This window comes from Acidovorax sp. 99, assembly GCF_003096455.1.
Classification (GTDB): Bacteria; Pseudomonadota; Gammaproteobacteria; order Burkholderiales; family Burkholderiaceae_C; genus Acidovorax; species Acidovorax delafieldii.
In genome coordinates, this window is record NZ_QEKU01000001.1 from 4,618,156 (window position 1) to 4,638,301 (window position 20,146).

The 20,146-nt window shown below is 66.6% G+C and carries 17 protein-coding genes; 8 read left to right on the top strand and 9 right to left on the bottom strand.

Annotation, left to right across the window (positions count from 1 at the left end):
• Window positions 1-5 precede the first annotated feature (5 nt).
• Window positions 6-3,827, top strand: a complete 3,822-nt coding sequence (locus C8C95_RS21250; RefSeq protein WP_116749902.1) for an EAL domain-containing protein — start codon at window positions 6-8, stop codon at window positions 3,825-3,827.
• A gap of 191 nt (window positions 3,828-4,018) precedes the next feature.
• Window positions 4,019-4,366, top strand: coding sequence for a GNAT family N-acetyltransferase (locus C8C95_RS21255; protein ID WP_243415742.1), 348 nt, complete (start codon window positions 4,019-4,021; stop codon window positions 4,364-4,366).
• Between the two features lie 25 nt (window positions 4,367-4,391).
• Here the strand turns inward: C8C95_RS21255 and C8C95_RS21260 are convergent, their stop codons facing one another.
• Window positions 4,392-6,293 carry a propionate--CoA ligase gene (locus tag C8C95_RS21260; RefSeq protein ID WP_116749903.1) on the bottom strand — a complete coding sequence of 634 codons (1,902 nt, stop codon included), beginning with the start codon at window positions 6,291-6,293 and terminating at the stop codon, window positions 4,392-4,394.
• Between the two features lie 186 nt (window positions 6,294-6,479).
• Here C8C95_RS21260 and chrA point away from each other — a divergent pair, with 186 nt between their 5' ends.
• Window positions 6,480-7,832 (top strand): chromate efflux transporter, encoded by a 1,353-nt coding sequence (gene chrA, locus C8C95_RS21265; RefSeq protein ID WP_116749904.1) that lies wholly within the window; start codon window positions 6,480-6,482, stop codon window positions 7,830-7,832.
• 85 nt (window positions 7,833-7,917) lie between these two features.
• Here chrA and C8C95_RS21270 read toward each other — a convergent pair whose 3' ends face one another.
• The 4 genes from C8C95_RS21270 to C8C95_RS21285 all read right to left on the bottom strand — a co-directional run bounded on the left by C8C95_RS21270 (window position 7,918) and on the right by C8C95_RS21285 (window position 12,458).
• Window positions 7,918-8,520 carry an isochorismatase family protein gene (locus C8C95_RS21270; protein WP_056062923.1) on the bottom strand — a complete coding sequence of 201 codons (603 nt, stop codon included), beginning with the start codon at window positions 8,518-8,520 and terminating at the stop codon, window positions 7,918-7,920.
• A 99-nt stretch (window positions 8,521-8,619) separates the two neighbouring features.
• Window positions 8,620-9,531 (bottom strand): ribose-phosphate diphosphokinase, encoded by a 912-nt coding sequence (locus C8C95_RS21275; RefSeq protein ID WP_116749905.1) that lies wholly within the window; start codon window positions 9,529-9,531, stop codon window positions 8,620-8,622.
• A 2-nt stretch (window positions 9,532-9,533) separates the two neighbouring features.
• On the bottom strand, window positions 9,534-11,063 hold the full coding sequence (locus C8C95_RS21280) for a thymidine phosphorylase family protein (protein ID WP_116750400.1): 1,530 nt from the start codon (window positions 11,061-11,063) through the stop codon (window positions 9,534-9,536).
• 222 nt (window positions 11,064-11,285) lie between these two features.
• Window positions 11,286-12,458, bottom strand: coding sequence for a PQQ-dependent sugar dehydrogenase (locus C8C95_RS21285; protein ID WP_243415743.1), 1,173 nt, complete (start codon window positions 12,456-12,458; stop codon window positions 11,286-11,288).
• A gap of 195 nt (window positions 12,459-12,653) precedes the next feature.
• On the opposite strand from C8C95_RS21285, the gene C8C95_RS21290 reads away from it, so the two are divergent.
• A complete protein-coding gene (locus C8C95_RS21290) occupies window positions 12,654-13,241 on the top strand; it encodes a C40 family peptidase (RefSeq protein ID WP_056062930.1) in 588 nt (195 codons plus the stop codon).
• A 44-nt stretch (window positions 13,242-13,285) separates the two neighbouring features.
• Here C8C95_RS21290 and C8C95_RS21295 read toward each other — a convergent pair whose 3' ends face one another.
• On the bottom strand, window positions 13,286-13,726 hold the full coding sequence (locus C8C95_RS21295; RefSeq protein WP_243415744.1) for a hypothetical protein: 441 nt from the start codon (window positions 13,724-13,726) through the stop codon (window positions 13,286-13,288).
• A gap of 169 nt (window positions 13,727-13,895) precedes the next feature.
• On the opposite strand from C8C95_RS21295, the gene C8C95_RS21300 reads away from it, so the two are divergent.
• The 3 genes from C8C95_RS21300 (at window position 13,896) to C8C95_RS21310 (ending at window position 15,549) form a co-directional block, all read left to right on the top strand.
• Window positions 13,896-14,603, top strand: coding sequence for an adenylate/guanylate cyclase domain-containing protein (locus tag C8C95_RS21300; RefSeq protein WP_116749907.1), 708 nt, complete (start codon window positions 13,896-13,898; stop codon window positions 14,601-14,603).
• Window positions 14,604-14,686: 83 nt separating this feature from the next.
• Entirely contained in the window at window positions 14,687-14,938 is a 252-nt protein-coding gene (locus C8C95_RS21305) for a GlsB/YeaQ/YmgE family stress response membrane protein (protein WP_056062936.1), read from the top strand.
• A gap of 95 nt (window positions 14,939-15,033) precedes the next feature.
• Complete coding sequence (locus C8C95_RS21310; RefSeq protein ID WP_056065019.1) at window positions 15,034-15,549, top strand: hypothetical protein; 516 nt, start codon at window positions 15,034-15,036, stop codon at window positions 15,547-15,549.
• 81 nt (window positions 15,550-15,630) lie between these two features.
• Here C8C95_RS21310 and C8C95_RS21315 read toward each other — a convergent pair whose 3' ends face one another.
• The 3 genes from C8C95_RS21315 to C8C95_RS21325 all read right to left on the bottom strand — a co-directional run bounded on the left by C8C95_RS21315 (window position 15,631) and on the right by C8C95_RS21325 (window position 19,084).
• Window positions 15,631-17,310 carry a DUF6351 family protein gene (locus tag C8C95_RS21315; RefSeq protein ID WP_116749908.1) on the bottom strand — a complete coding sequence of 560 codons (1,680 nt, stop codon included), beginning with the start codon at window positions 17,308-17,310 and terminating at the stop codon, window positions 15,631-15,633.
• Window positions 17,311-17,499: 189 nt separating this feature from the next.
• On the bottom strand, window positions 17,500-18,537 hold the full coding sequence (locus C8C95_RS21320) for a tripartite tricarboxylate transporter substrate binding protein (RefSeq protein ID WP_200938932.1): 1,038 nt from the start codon (window positions 18,535-18,537) through the stop codon (window positions 17,500-17,502).
• Between the two features lie 70 nt (window positions 18,538-18,607).
• Window positions 18,608-19,084 carry a DUF3237 domain-containing protein gene (locus C8C95_RS21325; protein WP_116749909.1) on the bottom strand — a complete coding sequence of 159 codons (477 nt, stop codon included), beginning with the start codon at window positions 19,082-19,084 and terminating at the stop codon, window positions 18,608-18,610.
• A 162-nt stretch (window positions 19,085-19,246) separates the two neighbouring features.
• Here C8C95_RS21325 and C8C95_RS21330 point away from each other — a divergent pair, with 162 nt between their 5' ends.
• The gene (locus C8C95_RS21330; RefSeq protein WP_243415745.1) at window positions 19,247-20,119 is read left to right on the top strand and encodes a LuxR family transcriptional regulator; all 873 of its coding nucleotides are present in this window, start codon (window positions 19,247-19,249) and stop codon (window positions 20,117-20,119) included.
• The last annotated feature ends 27 nt before the right edge of the window (window positions 20,120-20,146 follow it).

Genomic DNA, 20,146 nt, shown 5'->3' on the forward strand with positions numbered 1-20,146 from the left:
ACACCATGGGTAACAACACGCTGCTGGCAGGCACCGCCGTCATGCTGCTGTTGCTCGTGCTGGCCTGGCTCTCACCGCAGGAGTCTCTGCACCCGTCGCGGCGCACCCTGATCCTGCTGGGCGTGGCGGGAGGGGTGGTCTCCATCGCCGCCTTCGAGGCCCTGCGCTGGAATGCGCCGGAACTCAACATCGTGGCCTACCCCACCGCCACGGCTTTCATGGCGCTGGTCTTTGGCGCTCCCGCTGCGGCCATCACCGCCTTGCTGGCCTTGCAGGCCACGCTCTGGACAGACACATCAACCGCCTGGCCCGCCACCACCGTGCTCGGCAGCGCGCTCGCCTCGGGCTGGGGGTGGCGAAAGCTCGGTGCTCGCTGGCATTGGCCCGAATGGGCGCCGCTGGCTGGCCTGACCCTCACACTGCCGCTGGTGGTTTGGCTGGCCATGACAGCCGCCGGCACGGCAGCGGGTGGTGCCAGCAACCTGCACTGGCACCATGGTGCGGGGGTGCTGATGCTCGGGATCGGCTGGCTTCTGATCGCCAGCAGAGCCCGCGCCGAGCTGGCGCGCAGCGACATTCAGCAGGCGCTGGGCCAGCAGGAGCAGCAGTTGCGGCTGGCTCTGGACGCCTTGGGCGGCGGCCGCTGGGAATGGGACGTGGCCGAGCGCCGGTTCAGCTGCGATGGGCGCTTTTACGAGGCTTACGGCATCAGCGGTGCGGATGCGGCGGCGCCCGACCTCTGGCAGCGCTGGTACGCCCGGCGCCACCCGCTGGACGCTGAACGCAATGCCGCCAAGCTGGCCCGTGCCATGGACGGGCTGGAAGAAAGCTACGAGGCCGAGTTCCGCGTGATGGACACCCAGGGCCGATGGCGCTGGCTGATGTCCCGCGGCACCGTCGCCCGGCGCGATGCGCAGGGGCGCCCGGCCAGCCTGATCGGCATGGACGTGGACATCACCGCCCACCGCGAGGCCGAGGAGGCCCTGCTGTCCGCAGAGGCCAAATACACCACCTTCTACCAGACGCTACCCGACCCGGCAGGCATCACCCGCATAGCCGACGGGCGCTACATCGATGTGAACCCGGCGTTCTGCGAGCTGCTGGGCTTCACGCGCGAGGAGGTCCTGGGCCGCACCTCGTCGGAGCTGCACATCTGGGCCAACGAGCACGAGCGCAAGCGGCTGCTGGACACCTACCAGCGAGAAGGCAAGGTGGACCGGCTGCCCCTGGTTGCGAAAAGCAAGGGAGTGCAGGTGCCGGGCCTGATGTCGGCACGCTCTGTGCTTGTGAATGACGAAAACTGCTTTGTTTTCGTTTTCCACGACATGACCGAAGCCCAACGCACCAGCGACGAACTTCGGGCGCTCTACAACCAGCTGCAGCAAGCCGGCCGACTGGCCCGGCTGGGCGCATGGGAGGACGAGCGGGGCCGTGGCCTGGTGTACTGGTCGGACATGTGTTTTGACATCCACGGCCTGTCACCCAACCAGCCGCTCCCCAGCGACTACATCGACCGCCATGTGGCCCCGCAGTACCGCGAGCCGCTGCGCGAAAAGTTCCGCCAGAGCATCCGTTCACGCGCTGAGTGGAGCATGGAGATGGAGGTCTATCACGCCGACGGCCATCTTTTTTGGGTGCGCGCCCGGGGCGAGCCGGTGATCGAGAACGGCCGCGTGGTCAGGGTGCGCGGCGTGATGCAGGACATCGACGAGGCCAAGCGTGCCGAGCAGCGTCTGCGCCAGTCCGAGGAGCGCTTCTCGCGCATCTTCCATCTCATGCCCTACCCCATGGGCCTGTCGCACCGCAGCGATGGCCGCTATGTGGACCTCAACCCTGCCTGGGTCGAGATGCTGGGCATTCCCCGCGAAGAGGCCATCGGCCGCACCGCCGTCGAGCTGGGCATCTTCACCGCTGAAGACCGCCAGCGCCTGATGGAGCAGGTCAGCCAGAACGGCCACCTCAGCGATTACGAAGTGACCTTGAACGTGCGCAATGGTCCCCGGCGCACCGTGCTGCAGTCCATGCGCGCCACCGAGTTTGATGGCGAGCCGTGCTGGCTGTTTTCGGTGCACGACATCACTGATCGCAAGCGCAACGAGGTGCAGGTGCGTGAACGCGAGGCCCTGCTGTCGCTCACCATCTCCGCCGCATCGCTGGGACTGTGGGACTGGGACCTGCAGACCGGCCTGGTCACGGGCGACCGCCGCTGGCGTGCCATGCGCGGGCTGCCGGTGACCGGAGACAGCTCGGCGGCCGTGCAATGGACCACGGCCATTGCGCCGGACGACATCGACCGCATCACCACCGAGCTGTCGCGCCACACCGCCCACCTGGGCACCCCGTTTGACGCCACCTGGCGGCTGAACCAGCCCAACGAGCCAGTGCGCTGGGTGCGCAACCTGGGCAAGATCGTGGGCTTTGACGAGCAAGGCCGCCCGGCACGCATGCTCGGTGTGGCCATCGACGTAACCCCCCAGCGCGAGCAGGAGGTCATGCTGCAGCGCCTGGCGCTGTATGACGCCCTCACCGGCCTGCCCAACCGGGTGTTGCTGGCGCGCAAGCTGCAGGAATGCATGGCCCAGGCCCGTGACACCGGCAAGCAGCTGGGCGTGGCCTACCTGGACCTGGACGGTTTCAAGCCCGTGAACGACCGCCTGGGCCACGGCGCGGGCGACCGCCTGCTGGTGGTGGTGGGCGGCCGGCTCACGCGCGCACTGCAGCCGGTGGACACGGTGGCCCGGCTGGGGGGCGACGAGTTCGTGATCCTGATGCCCGGGCTGGAGTCGGTGGCCGACTGCGAGCGCATTCTGGGCCGCGTGATGGAAAGCGTCTCGGCCCCTTACACGCTGGACACCGAGCGCGTGGTCGTCACGGCCAGCATTGGCTACACCATCTTCCCGCAGGACGACGCCGACGCCGACACCCTGCTGCGCCATGCCGACCAGGCCATGTATGCGGCCAAGCAGGCGGGGCGCAACCGCTTCCACCAGTTTGACGCCGCCCAGGAGCGCGCCCTGCAGCTGCTGCGCGCGCAGGGGCACTACCTGCGCGAGGCACTGGCGCAAGCCCAGTTCATCCTGTACCTGCAGCCCAAGGTGGACATGCGCAGTGGTACGGTGGTGGGCGCCGAAGTGCTCTCACGCTGGCAGCACCCCGAGCGCGGCCTGGTGTCCCCCGGCGAGTTCTTGCCGCTGCTGGAGGGCACCGATCTGGAGATCGGCTTTGGCGAATGGGTGGCCGAGGCCGCGCTCACAGTGCTGGAACAGCTGCAGGACCGGGGCATGCCCATGCCGCTGAGCATCAACATTGCTGCACAGCACCTGCAGCAACCGGACTTTGCCGACTGGGTGGCTGGCTGCCTGGCGCGCCACCCCCGGGTGCCCGCGCACCTGGTCGAGATCGAGATCACCGAAAGCGCCGCCCTGTACGACCTGAGCGCCGTCGCCGACACCCTGAACGCCCTGCGCGCCATGGGCGTGACGGTGGCGCTGGACGACTTTGGCACCGGCTATTCGTCGCTGACCTACCTGCGCCGCCTGCCCATGGACACGCTCAAGATCGATCAGAGCTTTGTGCACGGCATGATGGGCGACCCGGGGGATCTGGCCATCGTGCAGGGTGTGATCGGCCTGGCACGCTCGTTCGGCTACCGGGTGATCGCCGAAGGGGTGGAAACCGCCGAACAGGGACAGATGCTGCTGCAGCTGGGCTGCCTGCAGGCGCAGGGCTACTGCATTGCCCGGCCCATGCCGCTGGAGGATTTCATCGGCTGGACGCCCACCTGGCAGCCGCCTGCGGGGTGGCAGCGGAACCGGCCGGTTTTGTAGCATTAAAACCTTGCCAGGCGCTAGTGTCGTATGCGTCAGCAGCTATGAGTTTAGTAGCAACCAAGCATATTCTTCGCCCCCTGGAGGCTGGCCTTGAACATCCGTGAACTCAGCGCCGAAGACCTGGCCCCCTGCTCAGTCTGTACACCCACCTGCACGCGCAGGACGACCCGCTGCCCCCACTCCCCGAGGTGCAGACCGTGTGGGCCGAGGCGCTCGCCAACCCACGCATTCGGTACTTTGGTGGGTGGGATGAGGGTGCGCTGGTCTCGTCCTGCACGCTGACCGTCATCCCCAACCTCACGCGTGCATGCCGTCCCTACTGCGTCATCGAGAACGTCGTGACGCACTCGTCCCATCGCGGCCAGGGCTGGGGGCATGCGCTGCTGCAGCACGCGCTGGCCCATGCCTGGGGGGAGCACTGCTACAAGGTCATGCTGATGACGGGCCGCAAGGACGAAAACACCCTGCGCTTTTACGAGCAGGCGGGGTTCGACCGGCACGGTAAACAGGCATTTGTTGCCAGGCCACTGCAGTGACCCGCCGGCCCGGGCGGGCCTGAACTCAACCCACCAGGTCCTTCACCTGCTGCAGCGCCGCCGGGTCTTCCATCGTTGTCAGGTCCCCGGGGTCGCGCCGCTCGGCCACGGCCTGCAGGGCGCGGCGCAGCAGCTTGCCGCTGCGGGTCTTGGGCAGCACGGTCACAAAGTACACGCGCGACGGCCGCGCCACGGCACCGAGCTGGTGGTCCACCTGCTTCATCACCTCGCCTTCGAGCTTGAGGCGTGCGGCGTCATCGGTAAGCCCTGACGCATCGCGCGCCACGGCAAACGCCATCGCCACCTGGCCTTTCAGGCTGTCGGCCACGCCCACCACGGCCACTTCGGCGATGTTGGGGTGGGAGGCAATGCTCTCCTCAATCTCGCGCGTGCCCAGGCGGTGACCGGCCACGTTGATCACATCGTCCGTGCGGCCCAGGATGAAGTGGTAGCCGTCGGCATCGCGGATGCCCCAGTCAAACGTGCTGTAGATGAGGCGGCCGGGGATGCTCTTCCAGTAGGTGTTCACAAACCGTGCATCGTCGCGCCACACCGTCTGCATGCAGCCGGGGGGCAGCGGGCCTTCGATGGCGACCACACCCTTCTGGTTGGCACCGGTCAGTTCTTCGCCCGTGGCCTCGTCGATCAGCTTCACGCCATAGCCATACATGGCTTTGCCGGGGCTGCCGAAGCGTGTGGTCTGCTGCTGCACGCCGTTGGCAAGGGTCAGGATGGGCCAGCCGGTTTCGGTCTGCCAGTAGTTGTCGATGATGGGCACGGCCAGCGCGTCGCTGATCCACTGGGCCGTGGGCTCATCCAGCGGCTCGCCCGCCAGCCACAGGGCCTTGAGGCTTTTCACGTTGTACTTGGCCAGATAGCCCGGGTCCTGCTTCTTCAGCACCCGCACCGCCGTGGGGGCCGAGAACATGTGCGTGACCTGGTACTTCTCGACGATGCTCCACCACACGCCCGCATCGGGCCGCGTGGGCAGGCCTTCGTACATGATGGTGGTCATGCCTGCGATCAGCGGGCCGTAAACGATGTAGCTGTGGCCCACCACCCAGCCGATGTCGCTGGTCGCAAAGTACACATCGCCCGCCTTGGCATCAAAGATGTGCTTCATGCTCGCAGCCAGCGCCACGGTGTAGCCGCCCGTGTCGCGCTGCACGCCCTTGGGCTTGCCGGTGGTGCCGCTGGTGTACAGCGTGTAGCTGGGGTGGGTCGATTCGACCCATTCGCAGGGCACCACGGTGTTCAGGTGCTGCTCGCGCAGCGGCGCCCATTCATGGTCGCGGCCCGCCTGCAGGTGCATGGGCGCCAGGCCCCGGTTCACCATCAGCACGGCGGCGGGCTTGTGCTTGGACAGGGCAATGGCTTCATCCAGCAGCGGCTTGTACGGCACCACCTTGCCGCCGCGCGACCCGGCATCAGCACTGACCACGGCCACAGGCTCGGCGTCTTCAATGCGCGAGGCCAGCGAGCCCGATGCAAAGCCGCCAAACACCACCGAATGCAGCGCGCCGATGCGCACGCAGGCCAGCATGGCAAACGCGGCCTCAGCAATCATGGGCATGTAGATGAGCACGCGGTCGCCCTTCTTCACGCCCAGCGACAGCAGCACGGCCGCCATGCGCTGCACCTCGGCGTGCAGCTCGGCAAAGCTGTAGCTGCGCTCGGTGTCGGTTTCGGTGGAGATCGCCACCAGCGCCGCCTGGCTGGCTCGCGTGGCCAGGTGCCGGTCTACCGCGTTGTGGCACAGGTTGGTGGTGCCGCCCACAAACCATTTGGCAAACGGCGGGTTGCTGTAGTCGCACACCTGCTGGGGCGGCGTCTTCCAGTCGATCAGCTTCGCCTGCTCGCTCCAAAAGGTGTCGCGGTGGTCGATGGACTGGCGGTAGAAGTCGGCGTAGGTGCTGTGTGCGGTCATTGTGGGTGTCTCCTCGGCATCTCTCTCGCCCTGCCAGGACAGCAGGTTTTGAATTCATAATTATTCATGACGGGCTTGCGGCAAACTGACGCATCCAACCCTCTGCCTCATCATCCATGGCTCCAGATGCAGCAGGCATATTGATATGTCGGCAAACGTCATACCGGCCTGTCACACTCCCGGACCATGCACCCAGCACCGTCCCCTGCCCCCACGTCCGTCCCGTTCCGCGCCGCCTTTCTGTTCTGGCTGAAGCTCGGGTTCATCAGCTTCGGCGGGCCTGCAGGCCAGATCGCCATCATGCACGCCGAGCTGGTGGAACGCCGCCGCTGGATCAGCGAAAACCGCTTCTTGCACGCCCTCAACTACTGCATGCTACTGCCTGGCCCCGAGGCGCAGCAGCTGGCCACCTACATCGGCTGGCTCATGCACCGCACCTGGGGCGGCATCGTGGCGGGGGCGCTGTTTGTGCTGCCCTCGCTGTTCATCCTGATCGGGCTGTCGTGGGTGTATCTGCGTTTTGGCGATGTGCCCGTGGTGGCGGGCATCTTCTACGGCATCAAGCCCGCCGTGACGGCACTGGTGCTGCATGCCGCGCACCGCATCGGCACCCGCGCGCTCAAGAACGGCTGGATGTGGGGCATCGCTGCCGCATCGTTTGTGGCGATCTTCGCGTTCGACACGCCCTTCCCCGCCATCGTGCTGGCGGCCGGGCTCATCGGCTACTTTGGCGCGCAACGCTGGCCCGCCGTGTTTGCGCTGGGGGGCGGCCATGCTAATGCCCACAAGGGCTATGGCCCCGCGCTGATCGATGACGACACGCCAACGCCTGCCCATGCGCGCTTTTCTCGCGTCCACCTGGTCAAGGTATTGTTGGCAGGGCTGGGGCTGTGGCTGGCGGCCATGGGCCTGCTGGTGGCCACCCAGGGCTTGCAAGGCACGCTCACGCAGATGGGATGGTTCTTCACCAAGGCAGCCATGCTCACCTTTGGGGGCGCCTATGCCGTGCTGCCCTATGTGTACCAGGGCGCGGTGGAGCACTACCAGTGGCTCAGCGGCCCGCAGATGATTGACGGCCTGGCCCTGGGCGAGACCACCCCTGGCCCGTTGATCATGGTGGTGGCGTTTGTGGGTTTTGTGGGTGGCTGGCTGCAACAGGTGTGGGGGGCAGACGCGCTGTTTGCCGGCGCCGCAGCGGCAGCCGCCGTGGTGACGTTTGTGACCTTCTTGCCCTCATTCATCTTCATCCTGGCAGGCGGCCCGCTGGTGGAGGCCACGCACGGCAAGCTGGGATTCACCGCGCCGCTGTCGGCCATCACGGCTGCTGTGGTGGGCGTGATCCTGAACCTGGCGCTGTTTTTTGCCTACCACCTGCTGTGGCCGCAGGGCTTTGGCGGCCGCTTTGACGCCGTATCGGCCGTCATCGCCGTGGGGGCGCTGGTGGCGCTGTTCCGCTTCAAGCTAGGCGTCATGCCGCTGCTGGGCGGCTGTGCGGTGGTGGGGTTGCTGGTCAAAGTGGCCGTGCCCTACTTCGCCTGACCGAAACTCACTCCAATCACTATGATTTTGATAGCTGCTAGCGCTTGAATATCAAGCGCTAGCAGCCAATTTGGCTCAAAACTGATTATTTGATCAGCCCCAGCACGTCCTTGAACGCCGGGTGCTCGCAGCTGCCGAGCCATTCAAACGCCACCATCTCGGTGGTCACCAGCTCAGCGCCTGCGCCGGCCAGGCGGTCGAAGGCGGCGTCGCGGTTGCGTTCGGTGCGCGAGCCGCAGGCGTCGGTCACCACCCACACTTCAAACTCGTCGTCGATCAGGTCCAGCGCGGTCTGCAGCAGGCAGACATGGGCCTCGCACCCGGCAATCACGATGGTGCCGCGCTCTGCCGCCAGCGGTGCGGGCTTTTGCAAGTGTTTGGGCAGGCTGCGTGCGTTGCCGCCCTGGGGCTTGGCCGGTGGGCGCAGCCATTCGCCCAGGCCTTCTTCGGCGGCACTGAAGTGCATCTTGGCCAGGGTCTTCTGGCACAGGGCGCGCAGTGCGGCGTCGTTGGCTCCCAGGCGCGAGGGGTTTTGCTCGGTGCCCCACACGGGCACGTCCAGCATGCGGGCGATCTCGGCCAGGCGGCGTGCGTTGGCCAGCACGGCGGGGCCTTCGTGGATGGCGGGCATCAGGCGCTCCTGGTAATCGACCAGGACGAGTTGGGATTCGGTGGCGTCAAGCAGCATGGTGTGTTCGATCGTGTGCGTGTTCTGGAATGCGCTGGCCGGGACGGGGCGCAGGGGAATGGCGCATTGTCGCAGCCCGGCGGTGCCCGGCGGCGCCGGTTACACAGCCAGGACCGACCGCAGTGCCCCCGCCAGCGGTCCGGCCATCGCCACCGCGTTGCTCGGGTGCGGAATGCAGTCCGTGCTCCAGACCTCCCCCACCCCGGCGTCGCGAAGCGCCTGCAGCGCATCGCCCGCAAACAACGCATGCGTCACGGCCACATCCACCGAGGCGGCGCCCGCCTGCAGCAGCAGCCGGGCGGCCAGCGCCAGCGTGCGGCCGGTGCTGGCCATGTCGTCCAGCAGCAACACGGCCCGGCCTTGGGCGTTGAGGGCGGGCAACTCTATAGCGACATTGCGGTCGCCATGGCGCACCTTGGTGCACACGGCATGGTCAAAGCCGTGGCGGGCGGCGGCCTGGGCGATCCACTGGGCGGATTCGCCGTCGGGCCCCACCAGCAGCGCATTCGGACGGCGCTCAGCGATCAGGTCGGCCAGCGGCTCGGCGCCGCTGAGCACCACGGCCTGCGGCACAGGGATGGCCTGCTCCAGCCGGTCGATGCGGTGCAGGTGCGGGTCCACCGTGATCACGGCATCGAACAAGCCCGCCAAAAATCCACCCACCACCTGCTGGCTCACGGCCTCGCCGGGGTGGAAGGCGATGTCCTGCCGCATGTAGGCCAGGTAAGGCGCCACCAGCGTGAGGTGCTGCACGCCCAGGCTGCGGGCCGTGCGGGCGGCCAGCAGCAGCTCCACCAGTTTTTCATTGGGCTGGTGCAGGCTGCGCAGCAACACGGCGCGTTGGGGCAGACAGCCCGTGTCGTCCACCGGTAGGCGCAGCTTGAGTTCGCCATCGGGGAAGCGGTGGCGCTCAATGGCGCAGGCCGTCAGGCCCGCAGCCTGTGCAAGTCGCAGCGCAGGCGCGACTTCGTCGTCGAAATACAGCACACAAGCGGCTTCAGGTGCGGCCATGGTCAGAACTCCACAAACACGCGCGGCACTTCATCGGCGGTGCCCAGGCGGTAGCCGCTGTCCCGATCGCACGCGTGGCGCGCAAACTCCAGGTCGGCCGGATAGCTGGCGTGCACGCGGTACAGCAGGTCGCCAGCGGCCACGGTGTCGCCCAGCTTGTGCATCAGGTCCACCCCGGCACCCGGCACCTTGGGCGCACCGGCCAGCCGCGCCACGCGGGCGATCTGGTAGTTGTCGATGCCCGCCACCACGCCGCTGGCGGGTGCCACCACATCCAGCGTCAGCGCACCCAACGCTGGGTGGTTGTGGTCAAACCCCGTGGCGCCCTGGGCGGCGATGATGGCGTTCATGCGCGCCAAGGCCCGGCCCGAGTCGAGGATGTCGCGCGCAATCGCATAACCGTCGCCGCCGCGCACATCGGGGTCGCATTCGATCAGGCGCCCGGCCAGGCGCAGTGCCTTTTGCCGCAGGTCGTCAGGCGCGCGCGGGTCGTTCTGGAGCACGCGCATCACGTCGCGTGCCTCCAGCACCGGGCCCACGCCGTTGCCCACGGGCTGGCGGCCATCGGTGATGACCACGTCCAGCGACAGGCCCATGCGCCGCGCCACATACTCAAACAGGCGGCGCAGGCGCTGCGCGTCGGGCATGGAACGCACCTTGGCCGTGGGGCCGATGGGAATGTCGAGCACTAGGTGCGTGGCGCCGGCGGCCACCTTTTTGGACAGGATGGACGCCACCATCTGCCCGGCAGAGTCGATGGAGAGTGGCCGCTCCACCGAGATCAGCACATCGTCGGCGGGCGACAGGTTGGCCGTGCCGCCCCAGGCCAGGCAGCCTCGGTAGTCGCGCACGATGTCGGCCAGTTGCTCCAGCGGCAGCTCCACCTTGGCCAGCACCTCCATGGTGTCGGCCGTGCCGGCGGGCGAGGTGATGGCGCGCGAAGACGTCTTGGGGCACAACATGCCGTGCGCCGCGACGATGGGCACGACCAGCATGGTGGTGCGGTTGCCCGGAATGCCGCCGATGCAGTGCTTGTCCACCACCAGCGGTTCGTGCCAGTCCAGCCGCCGGCCGCTGGCCACCATGGCATCGGTCAGGAAAAAGACCTCCTCCCGGTCCAGCTCGTTGCGGTGGCAAGCCACCACAAAGGCGGTGAGTTCGATCTTGGAATACCGGTGGTCGGCAATGTCACGCACGATGGCGCCAAAGTCCTCCCGCGTGAGGCGCTCGCTGGCGATCTTGCGGAACAGCGCGCCCATGGACTCGGGCGGCTCGGCCTGGGCCACCGACACAGTGTGGCCGTTGTCCACGCCCAGCTGGGCAAACGCGTCTTCCGACAGGCCCAGCTCGTGGCAGCCCACGATGGCAGGGTCGTCCACCACGTTCACCGTGGCCAGGATGCGGCGGCCGTTGGCGCGCACCTCGATCTTGGACAGCGCCTGGAAGCCCTCGGCCCGGTATACGGCGCAGTCGCGGTGCAGGTAGGCGACGTTTTCTCGCCAGGTGTCGATCGCCACACGGCGCAGGGCCAGCTGGGACCGGGCGGGCGTGCTCGCCAGATGGTCGGGCGCGGTGCCCGGATTGACCGAGGCCGCAGGAGGAGCGGAGGGCGTGGCAGGGGAAGAGGTGGTGGGCTCAGCATGCATCGCGCCAGCCTATACCGAAAACACGCGCCCAGCCTGCGGGATCACCCCGGGTCCGCCGGTTCGGTCACCCATCTCCGGGCTTGCTTGACCTGCATCAAGCAAAACCGGTCATGGGGCCGCAGCGGGCTGCAAGCGCAGCAACCGCCCCTGCGGGCTATCGGTCAGCAGGTACAACAAGCCGTCTGGCCCCTGGCGTACGTCGCGGATGCGCTCGCCATTGCCTTGCAACAGCCGCTCCTCCTTTTGCACCTTGCCGCCAGACACTTCCAGCCGGTGCAGGGTGCCAAACTTGAGCGACCCGACGAACAAACTGCCCTGCCACGCCGCGCCGTAGCGCGTACTGGTCAGAAACGCCATGCCCGAGGGGGCGATGGACGGTGTCCAGTGGTGCAGTGGCTGTTCCATGCCGGAGCGGGCCGTGCCCTCGCCCATCTTTCCGCCGCCGTAGTTCTCGCCGTAGGTGATGACAGGCCAGCCGTAGTTGCGCCCGGGCTGGGGCAGATTGATTTCGTCACCGCCCTGCGGGCCATGTTCATGCATCCACAGCTTGCCGTCGGGGGCCATCGTGGCGCCCTGGGGGTTGCGGTGGCCGTAGCTCCAGATCTCGGGCAAGGCGCCGGGCTGCTTCACGTACGGGTTGTCGGGCGGCGCTGCTCCGTCGGGCGTGATGCGGATGACCTTGCCGTGGTGGTTGTCGAGCTTTTGGGCGTCGTCCTTGCGGTGGTAGCGCTCGCCCAACGCCACAAACAGGTTGCCATCACTGGCCTGGGCAATGCGGCAGCCAAAGTGCAGCGCGCTCTCGACCTTGGGCCGCTGGCTGAAGATGATGCGCACGTCCTGCAGGCTGCTGGCATCTGCCGACAGGGTGGCGCGCGCCACCGCCGTGCTGTTGCCCGCCGTGCCACCAGCGGCGGGCTCGGCAAAACAAAAGTAGATACGGCGGTTGCGGGCAAAGTCGTTGTCGGTCACCACGTCCAGCAGGCCGCCCTGCCCGCCTGCCGCCACTTGCGGCACTCCCGCCAGCGCAGGCCCCACCTGTCCCGTCGCGCTGACAACGCGGAGGCGCCCCGGCCGCTCGGTCACCAAGAACTGACCGCCCGGCAAAAAGGCCACCGCCCAGGGGTGGACCAGGCCGGTGGCCACCGGCACCAGCGACACCGCCGGCGGCGGCACGGGGACGCCTTGGGCCTGGCTGCCTGCGTGCGCACTGGCTGCTATCAAACATATAGCTACCCGTGCTTTGTTCACTAGCACTACCTGCCGATTTAGAGTCCAACCCATGCTCTCAAGCTCCTTTTGGCCCATGGCCTTGCCACCGACCGCACCCGGGGCGGAGGCAAGCCGGTCTGGCGCGCATCTTGCAAGCGGCTTTTGCCTGTGAAAACACTGCGCCCATCGATTTATCTGAATCAAATCAACAGCTTGCAAAAATGCTTATTTTTGATAAATAACCATACCGTGTTACCCTTCGCCCCCATGTCCAGATGGTTTTGCATCCTCATCCTTGCCTGCGCCACCGCTGCGCATGCGGCGCCCCAGGGCACCAATTCTGACGATATGGACCGCTTGCTCGCGGACAAAGGGCTGTTTACCCGACTCGAAGACGTGAGCCACAAGGTGGCTGACAAGGCCCAGACCGTAGCAGGCCGCGCGGGTGACCTGGTGGTCAACGCCATGGGTTTTTTGGGCGTGCCCTACAAGCGTGGCGGCAACAGTGCCGAGACCGGCTTTGACTGCAGCGGCTTTGTGCGCGCTATCTATGAGCAGACGGTGGGGCTTTTGCTGCCCCGCCGGGCTGATCAGCAGGCAGCCGCCACCCAGGTCATCGACAAGAAAGAGCTGCAACCCGGCGACCTGGTGTTCTTCAACACCATGCGCCGCAACTTCAGCCATGTGGGCATTTATGTGGGGGACGGCAAGTTCATCCACTCGCCCCGCAGCGGCTCGGAGATCCGGGTGGAAGACATGGGCGTCGCCTACTGGGCACGCCGTTTCAACGGCGCGCGCCGTGTGACGCCGGGCGAAGGTGTCGAGAGCGCCCAGGCACCCCAGGCGCAGAAATAAATCGTAAAACGCTCCCGGCTTCCTTCATTGGCGGGCCGTGGTGATCAGGGCTTGACCACGTACACCGTCTCGGTGCTGCGAATCGGGCCACCAGTCACATTGACCGGTCCGGCAGACGGATCGCCCCGCAGCAGCGCCTTGGCTGCTGCCATGTCAGCCTGATACCGCGCCCGGGCCTCGGACTCACACCGCTTACGCTCCGCCGTCGGCATGGCCCGGCACTCTTCCAGGCTCACCTTGAGCCCACCCCCCGCTTCACGAATGGCCGACTGGTAGCGCTGCTGCGGCGTGGTGTCAGGCACGGCACCGCGCGCCAGGGATGCCTCGTCGCTTTGCGCCTGGGCGGCAGTGGGAAACGACAGCACACCGCCCAAAGCCATGGCGGCCACCAATACGGCGGCCGGGCGAGCCACCAACCGGCTCCATGACGAGCGCTGGGCCCCAGCCGGTGCAACGGAGTACGAAATGAATGGGGTGGATGACATAGTGAACATGGTGGGTACACCTTTCTGTCTTGAGAGAAGTCTGCGGCAGTTGTGGGTAAGACAAGCACCCCACCACCCTTTGCGAGCCTCACTGTAGCCCCGGGCGCAACCTGCGCGGCGCCAGCACCGGCCGCGCTACCATGTCGGACACCACCCACAGGGCGTTGCCATGCACCACACCCCCGCGCTGCCCCCCGATGCTGCGACTGCGCACGACAAGGGCTATCTCCGGCGCCTGCTGTCAGAGCGCAACCAGACCCCCACCAGCGGCACCGGGGCGATTGACGCCGCCATTGAACAGGCGTTTGTGCGCAGTGTCGCCATCCTGGTGCTGGACATGTGCGGCTTCTCCCGCATCACCCAGCGCCACGGCATCATTCACTTCCTGGCGATGATCCACCAGATGGAGCAGGCAGCGCGCCCTGCCCTCGAAGGCAACGGCGGTGAGGTCATCAAGCAGGAGGCCGATAACCTGTTTGCGGTGTTCGCCACGCCCGAGCAAGCCCTGGAGGCCGCGCTGGACACCCTGCGCGCCCTGGGCGCCATGAACACCGTGCTGCCGCCCGAGCGGACGCTGAACGTGAGCGCAGGCATTGGCTTTGGGCCCACCCTGGTGATTGCACGCGAGGACCTGTTTGGCCCCGAGATGAACTGCGCCTGCAAACTGGGCGAAGACATTGCCACGGCCAACGAGATCCTGCTCACTGAGGCGGCTTGGGCCAGCCTGCCGAGCGGGCGCTACGTGTGCTCGCGCACCGACCACCAGATATCGGGCATGGACCTGCATGCGCACCGCTTTGAGCGCTGCCTTTTTGAACGCCCCCTGCATCCGTGGGACTCCACACGGCACAGCACCACCTTGCCTGGGGGACGCTGACAGGGGGCATTGTCCGACAGCGCTTTGACTGCCCCATCTGTAAAGTGACTCTATCGTCTGAACCAACTATCAAGGGGAAAAACATGCTGTCACTTCTGGGGATGTTGCTGATTGGTTTGGTGGTGGGCTTGATTGCCCGTGCCGTCAAACCCGGGGACGACAAGCTGGGCTGGATCATGACGGCGCTGCTCGGTGTAGCGGGCTCGTTTCTGGCCAGCTACGTGGGCATGGCCATGGGCTGGTATGCGCAGGGCGACAGCGCTGGCTGGATTGCATCGGTGCTGGGCGCTGTCGCTCTGCTGGTGGTGTACGGCCTGGTCAAGGGCAAGTCCTGAGAGGTCCTGGATCTTGCCCCGCTCGCTGAGCTGCTCGCCATCTGCGCTTTGAATCACGCACTTTCGTCCTATCACCCTCCATCACGTTGTCACCCATGCCCACCTCATTGCAAATGGCCGCTGGAGACCCTGAACTGGCTGCGGTTGTACGCCGCGCCCGCAAGCTGCTGCACCGCCGCGCCATGGTGGCGGCAGCGGCCAGCGTGGTCCCGGTGCCGGGGCTGGACTGGGCGGTCGATGCTGCCCTGCTTTCCCGCCTGATCCCACAGATCAATACCGAGTTCGGCCTGTCGGCCGAGCAGATCGACCAACTGGATCCAAAAAAGCGAGAGCAGGTGCAAAAGGCGGTGGGCCTGGTGGGTTCGGTGCTGATCGGCAAGCTCATCACCCGCGAACTGGTCATCCGTGCCACCCAGACGGTGGGCTTGCGCCTGAGCACCAAGCAGGCTGCCAAGTACGTGCCCCTGGCGGGACAAGCCATCGCGGCCACCCTTGGCTACGCCACCCTGCGCTACCTGGGCGAGCAGCATTTGCGCGACTGCATCCGCGTGGTGCAACAAGCCCAGCTGCGGTTGCCGCCGCCCGTGGAGTCCTCAACGGTCAAGCGCTGACCCCAGGACCCGGGTGTACAGACCCAAAAAAAGGGCCCGAGGGCCCTTTTCGCTTTATTGCAGCGTCGCTCAGGCCGCGCGTCAGCTGGCCGAGCAGACAAAGCTGCTGGCGTCTTCCACACTGCCCGAGCCCTTGTACTTGGCAAACTGCGGGTAGGGGCACAGCGGACGCGTGCGGTTGGGAAAGTCTGCGTTGGTGGGCAGCGCCTTGGCCGCGATGCTTTGTGGGGCAATGCCCTTCTCTACCCAATCCACCATGGTCTGGATCGAGTCAAAGTTGTCGGTGGCCGGACCGCCCGAGCAGTGGTTCATGCCCGGCACCAGGAAGGTTCGCGCAAAGTTCTGCGTGGCCGCCATGCCGCCATTGTTCGCGGCCAGACGTTCGTAGTAGTCCACCGTGTCAAACGCCGAGAAGATCGGGTCGGACATGCCGTGGATGAACAGCAGCTTGCCGCCGCGCTGCTTATAGGCCGCCAGTTTGTCGTCGGCATAGGTGTCGTAGATGGCCGAATACGCCGCCATGCGCGCGGGGTCGGTGTCGAAGTTGAACGCCAGCGGGTTGAACGACAGATCGGGCGGTGTGAAGAACTCGTTGACCAAGGCATCCACCATCAGCGTGATGTAGCGTGCGTCGGGCGTGGCCGTGGTCGAGTTGCCCAGCGTCCACGACCGCCAGCCGGGTGCCGCCAGCCCGGCGTCCCAGGGTTGGCCGGTGTACAGCGCCTTGCCAGCGGAATTGCGGGGCCCTGCAAACACGCTCTTGAGCGCGCCCACCTGGGCGGACGACAGGCAGCTGTCGGTCTTGCCGCCTGTGCATTGCAGCACGGCGGGGTCAAACGCCTTGCAGGCGTTGACGTTCTGGGCCAGGCCGTCCACCACGCCGTCGGCGGCGTCGCAGGTGGCATTGACTGCAGTGGCCACCAGTTTGAGGTCGCTGTTGCTGAAGGCTTTGGAGAGGATGCGGTTGCCACTGGCGTCTTGGGGCGCAATGGCGTTGAACTGGATGGTGTTCCACATGGCGGCCACCGTGGCACCGCTGGACACGCGCATGGCGGGCGCTCCGGCGGTGATGCCGTCAAAGTAGTCCGGGAACCGCTGCGAGAACACCATGCCCTGGCGCCCGCCGCCGGAGCAGCCAGAGAAGTAGGAGTAGTCCGGCTTGCGGCCGTAGCGCGTGCGGATGAGCGACTTGGAGGCCACAGCCGTCTTGTCGTAAGAGTTGTAGGCATGGTCGGTGCGCGCCTGCGGGTCGGCGCCAAAGCTGGCGCTGGTGCCAGTATGGCCCGCATCGGTGGACACCACCGCAAAGCCCTGCCCCAGCGGCGACGGCGTGCCGCCCGAAATGCTGGAGCTGAGCGAGTTGTCGCGCAGGATGCCGTCGTTGCCGCCCCCGCCGATGAACAGAAAGCGTCCGTTCCAGCGGTCGGGCAGGCTCAACTGAAAGCCGATCGCATAGTTCTTGCCATCCACACCCACACGCGGGTTGATGGCCCCCGTGACCACACAGTGCCCGGGCAAAAAGTCGCCCGTGACAGCGCCACCGGGGCGGCGCGTGCCCGGTGGGACATAGCTGGTGGACAAGTTGGTGTTGCTGAGCTGCGCGTTGGTGCTCAATGCGGCGCAAGCGGCGGCCGGGTTGGCGCTCTCGGTCACCAGTACAGCGTTGCCGCCGCCGCACGCACTGAGCAATAACGGCAGCAGCACGGCGGCGGGCAGCGCAACGCGTTGCGCGATGGGGGTATCCAGCGAAAGGGATGGCATGGTGATCTCCTCGGTAGATCGGTCTTGTGGGGTTGAACCATTGGCGCAGCAACGCCCTGCGACGGCCGTCAGGGCGTCGCTGAGGAAGGTGCGCGGATTTTTTGGTAATCGGACGGCGTTGCCCCTATCGCCTGGCGCCGCCCTGCGAGCGGAATGCGTAGCGCCCGGCAATCACTGGGCAGTGCCGACTCAGTCGGCCTTGAAGCCCGTGGCGGCCACGGCCTTGCCCCAGGTCACCGTGTCGGCCGCGATGATGCGTGCGAACTCCTCGCGGTTGGTGCCCGTCACGCGGAAACCAGCCTCTTCCATCTTGGCCTTGCCTTCGGGCGACTGCACGGCCTTGATGATGTCGGCGCTCAGCTTGGCGACGATCTCGGGGGGCGTCTTGGCCGGGGCCACGATGCCAAACCACGAGTTGAATTCCAGGCTGGGGTAACCCTGCTCCTTGATGGTGGGCACATCGGGCAGTGCGTTGGACCGGGTGCCGCCCGTAGTGCCCAGCGCCACCAGCTTTCCGGCCTTCACGTTGGGCGCAGCCAGGCCCACGCTGGCAAACACGCCCTGCACGTCACCGCTGAACAGGCCACCCAGCGCGTCGGTGGTGTTCTTGTAGTGCACCGGTTCGGGCTTGAGCTTCACGGCCTCGCCAAACATGAAGGCGCCAAAGTGCCCCGGGGTACCCGCGCCAAAGGTGGCCAGGAACAGGCCCTTTTGCTGCTGGGTCCAGGCCACAAAGTCCTTCACATTGCGCGACGGCACCTTTTGCGGGTTGACCAGCAGCGCAAAGTCGGCGGTGACCACCTGGCTCACGGGCGCGAAGTCCTTTTGCGGGTCGTAGGGCAGCTTGTTGTAGCTGCTGGGCGCAATGCTGAGCTGTCCGGTTTCGCCCAGCATCAGCGTGTAGCCATCAGGGGTGGCGCGTGCGGCCTCGGTCGCAGCGATCAAGCCCCCGGCGCCGGGCTTGTTGTCCACAATCACGCCCAGGTTGCCCCAGCCTTCCGACAGCTTCTGCGCCAGCAGCCGCGCCACGATGTCCGGCCCGGTGCCTGCCGGAAAGCCCACGATGATGCGCACCGGCTTGTTGGGGTAACTGGCCGTCTGCGCCAGGGCGCCAGTGGCGGGGGCCAGGCCCGCCACCACCGTGGCTGCCAGGCAGACGCTGCGCAGGGCATGCCGACGAGAGAAGTTGCGGGACAGGGTACGGGTGAGCGTCGAAAAAGAGGTCATGACAAGGTCTCCAGGGTGTTGTTGTGTGCTGTCGGTCATCAAAAAAGCGAAATGCGGGACTGCTGTGCGGCTACATCAGCTCCCAGAACCGCATGGCTACTGCATCGGGAAACCGCGCACCGGTGCCCGTGAACATGCGCTCCCCGATCCATCGCAGTGCGGGAGACGCTGTCTCGAACTGGGGGCTGCAGCGAAAGTAGATCTGCGCCGGGTCCACCACCTCGCCACGCACCAGGCGCGCCATCAGCTCGGGCGGGCCGGACCGCACGGCGCGGTTTTGCACATAGATCAAGTCACCGCCATCCGCCTCCAGCGTGTAGCGCGCGTCCAGCTCGGCCAGGGTGTCGCTCACGATGAGCTGAAAATCCGCCCCGCCGGGCATCACCCGGGCCTTCCAGCCATCGCCCTGGGCCTTACCACCCAGGATGGGGATGAGCCGACGCAGGCCGTGCACGGTGCGGCCCACTTCCTGGGGCACGCCCACCTCCACGCGTAGGTCGGCAAAAAATCGCAAACGGGGTTCCACAAAGGGCACGGGTTCGGTCATGGGCTCCATCTTTCGGGTGTCTGGCAGGCAAGCGGCCAGGGGCGGCGTGCACCCAGCCTGCTTGCGGGGTTGCACCTAGCGTAAATCCCGTGGCGCTTGACCCCTGTCATCCCTGAAGATGACAGCAATGACAAAGCCCACCCGGCATACCCCGCGCAACCCATGAGGCACTGGCTCCCTGCAAGCACATCCGGCGGCGGCATCACGCCCCCGCCCAACCTCATGGGCTCGGCCCTGGGCGCCATGGTTCACCAGCTGGGCGACGACGGGTTCGCCTGCGGCATGCTGCAGGAGCTGGCACCCGTGCTGCCCGCAGCGTCGTGGTCGGTGTACCGCACCGGGCGCCATTGCAAACCCACCTTGTTCATGTCGGCCAGTTACGGCATTCCCGACACCACGCAGGACTGCTGGTGGGCCTACCTGTCAGGCCCCTACCGCACCGACCGCACCTGGGGCCGCTCGCTGGACGAAGCCGCCCCGGCCGAAGCGCCCACCCAGTTGTGCCACCTGACGGCGCCCGAGGTGGACGCTGAGCACCGCGCCCGCGTGTACGAAGCCCATGGCGTGGCCGAGCGGGTGTCGGTGGTGGAACACGAGAGCGATGGCTCGGTCTTTGCCGTCAACTTCTACCGCCACCAGCACCAAAAGCCCTTCCAGGACCGGCAGATCAGCGACTTTGAAGGCATGGCCCCGGTGCTGCTGGCGCTGACCCGCAAACACATTGCCCTGGCCCAGCGCCCCGGCGTGCTGCAACCCGCGCTGCAGCCCCCGCCACAGGCCACGGCCCCCGCGCTGTCCCACAGCCTGCCCGCGCTGCGCGAACGCCTGCTGCGCGCCCACGCAGGGCTGACCGAGCGAGAGCTGGATGTGTGTGCCCGCCTGCTCCAAGGCATGACGCAAGAGGGCATTGCCTGCGACCTGGGCCTGAGCCTGCCCACCGTCAAAACCTACCGCAACCGCGCATTCAGCCGCCTGGGTATCCACTTTCGCAACGAGCTGTTTGCGCTGGCGCTGGGCACCCAACGCAGCGTTTAGACGAAAGGGCACGCCACGCATGGGCAC

What these genes read in the sequence shown, in the direction of transcription:
- C8C95_RS21250 (WP_116749902.1), top strand. Translation starts at nt 6, where the DNA reads ATGGGTAACAACACGCTGCTGGCAGGCACCGCCGTCATGCTGCTGTTG.
- C8C95_RS21260 (WP_116749903.1), bottom strand. Translation starts at nt 6,293, where the DNA reads ATGACCGCACACAGCACCTACGCCGACTTCTACCGCCAGTCCATCGAC.
- chrA (WP_116749904.1), top strand. Translation starts at nt 6,480, where the DNA reads ATGCACCCAGCACCGTCCCCTGCCCCCACGTCCGTCCCGTTCCGCGCC.
- C8C95_RS21270 (WP_056062923.1), bottom strand. Translation starts at nt 8,520, where the DNA reads ATGCTGCTTGACGCCACCGAATCCCAACTCGTCCTGGTCGATTACCAG.
- C8C95_RS21275 (WP_116749905.1), bottom strand. Translation starts at nt 9,531, where the DNA reads ATGGCCGCACCTGAAGCCGCTTGTGTGCTGTATTTCGACGACGAAGTC.
- C8C95_RS21285 (WP_243415743.1), bottom strand. Translation starts at nt 12,458, where the DNA reads ATGGGTTGGACTCTAAATCGGCAGGTAGTGCTAGTGAACAAAGCACGG.
- C8C95_RS21290 (WP_056062930.1), top strand. Translation starts at nt 12,654, where the DNA reads ATGTCCAGATGGTTTTGCATCCTCATCCTTGCCTGCGCCACCGCTGCG.
- C8C95_RS21295 (WP_243415744.1), bottom strand. Translation starts at nt 13,726, where the DNA reads ATGTCATCCACCCCATTCATTTCGTACTCCGTTGCACCGGCTGGGGCC.
- C8C95_RS21300 (WP_116749907.1), top strand. Translation starts at nt 13,896, where the DNA reads ATGCACCACACCCCCGCGCTGCCCCCCGATGCTGCGACTGCGCACGAC.
- C8C95_RS21305 (WP_056062936.1), top strand. Translation starts at nt 14,687, where the DNA reads ATGCTGTCACTTCTGGGGATGTTGCTGATTGGTTTGGTGGTGGGCTTG.
- C8C95_RS21310 (WP_056065019.1), top strand. Translation starts at nt 15,034, where the DNA reads ATGCCCACCTCATTGCAAATGGCCGCTGGAGACCCTGAACTGGCTGCG.
- C8C95_RS21315 (WP_116749908.1), bottom strand. Translation starts at nt 17,310, where the DNA reads ATGCCATCCCTTTCGCTGGATACCCCCATCGCGCAACGCGTTGCGCTG.
- C8C95_RS21320 (WP_200938932.1), bottom strand. Translation starts at nt 18,537, where the DNA reads ATGACCTCTTTTTCGACGCTCACCCGTACCCTGTCCCGCAACTTCTCT.
- C8C95_RS21325 (WP_116749909.1), bottom strand. Translation starts at nt 19,084, where the DNA reads ATGACCGAACCCGTGCCCTTTGTGGAACCCCGTTTGCGATTTTTTGCC.
- C8C95_RS21330 (WP_243415745.1), top strand. Translation starts at nt 19,247, where the DNA reads ATGAGGCACTGGCTCCCTGCAAGCACATCCGGCGGCGGCATCACGCCC.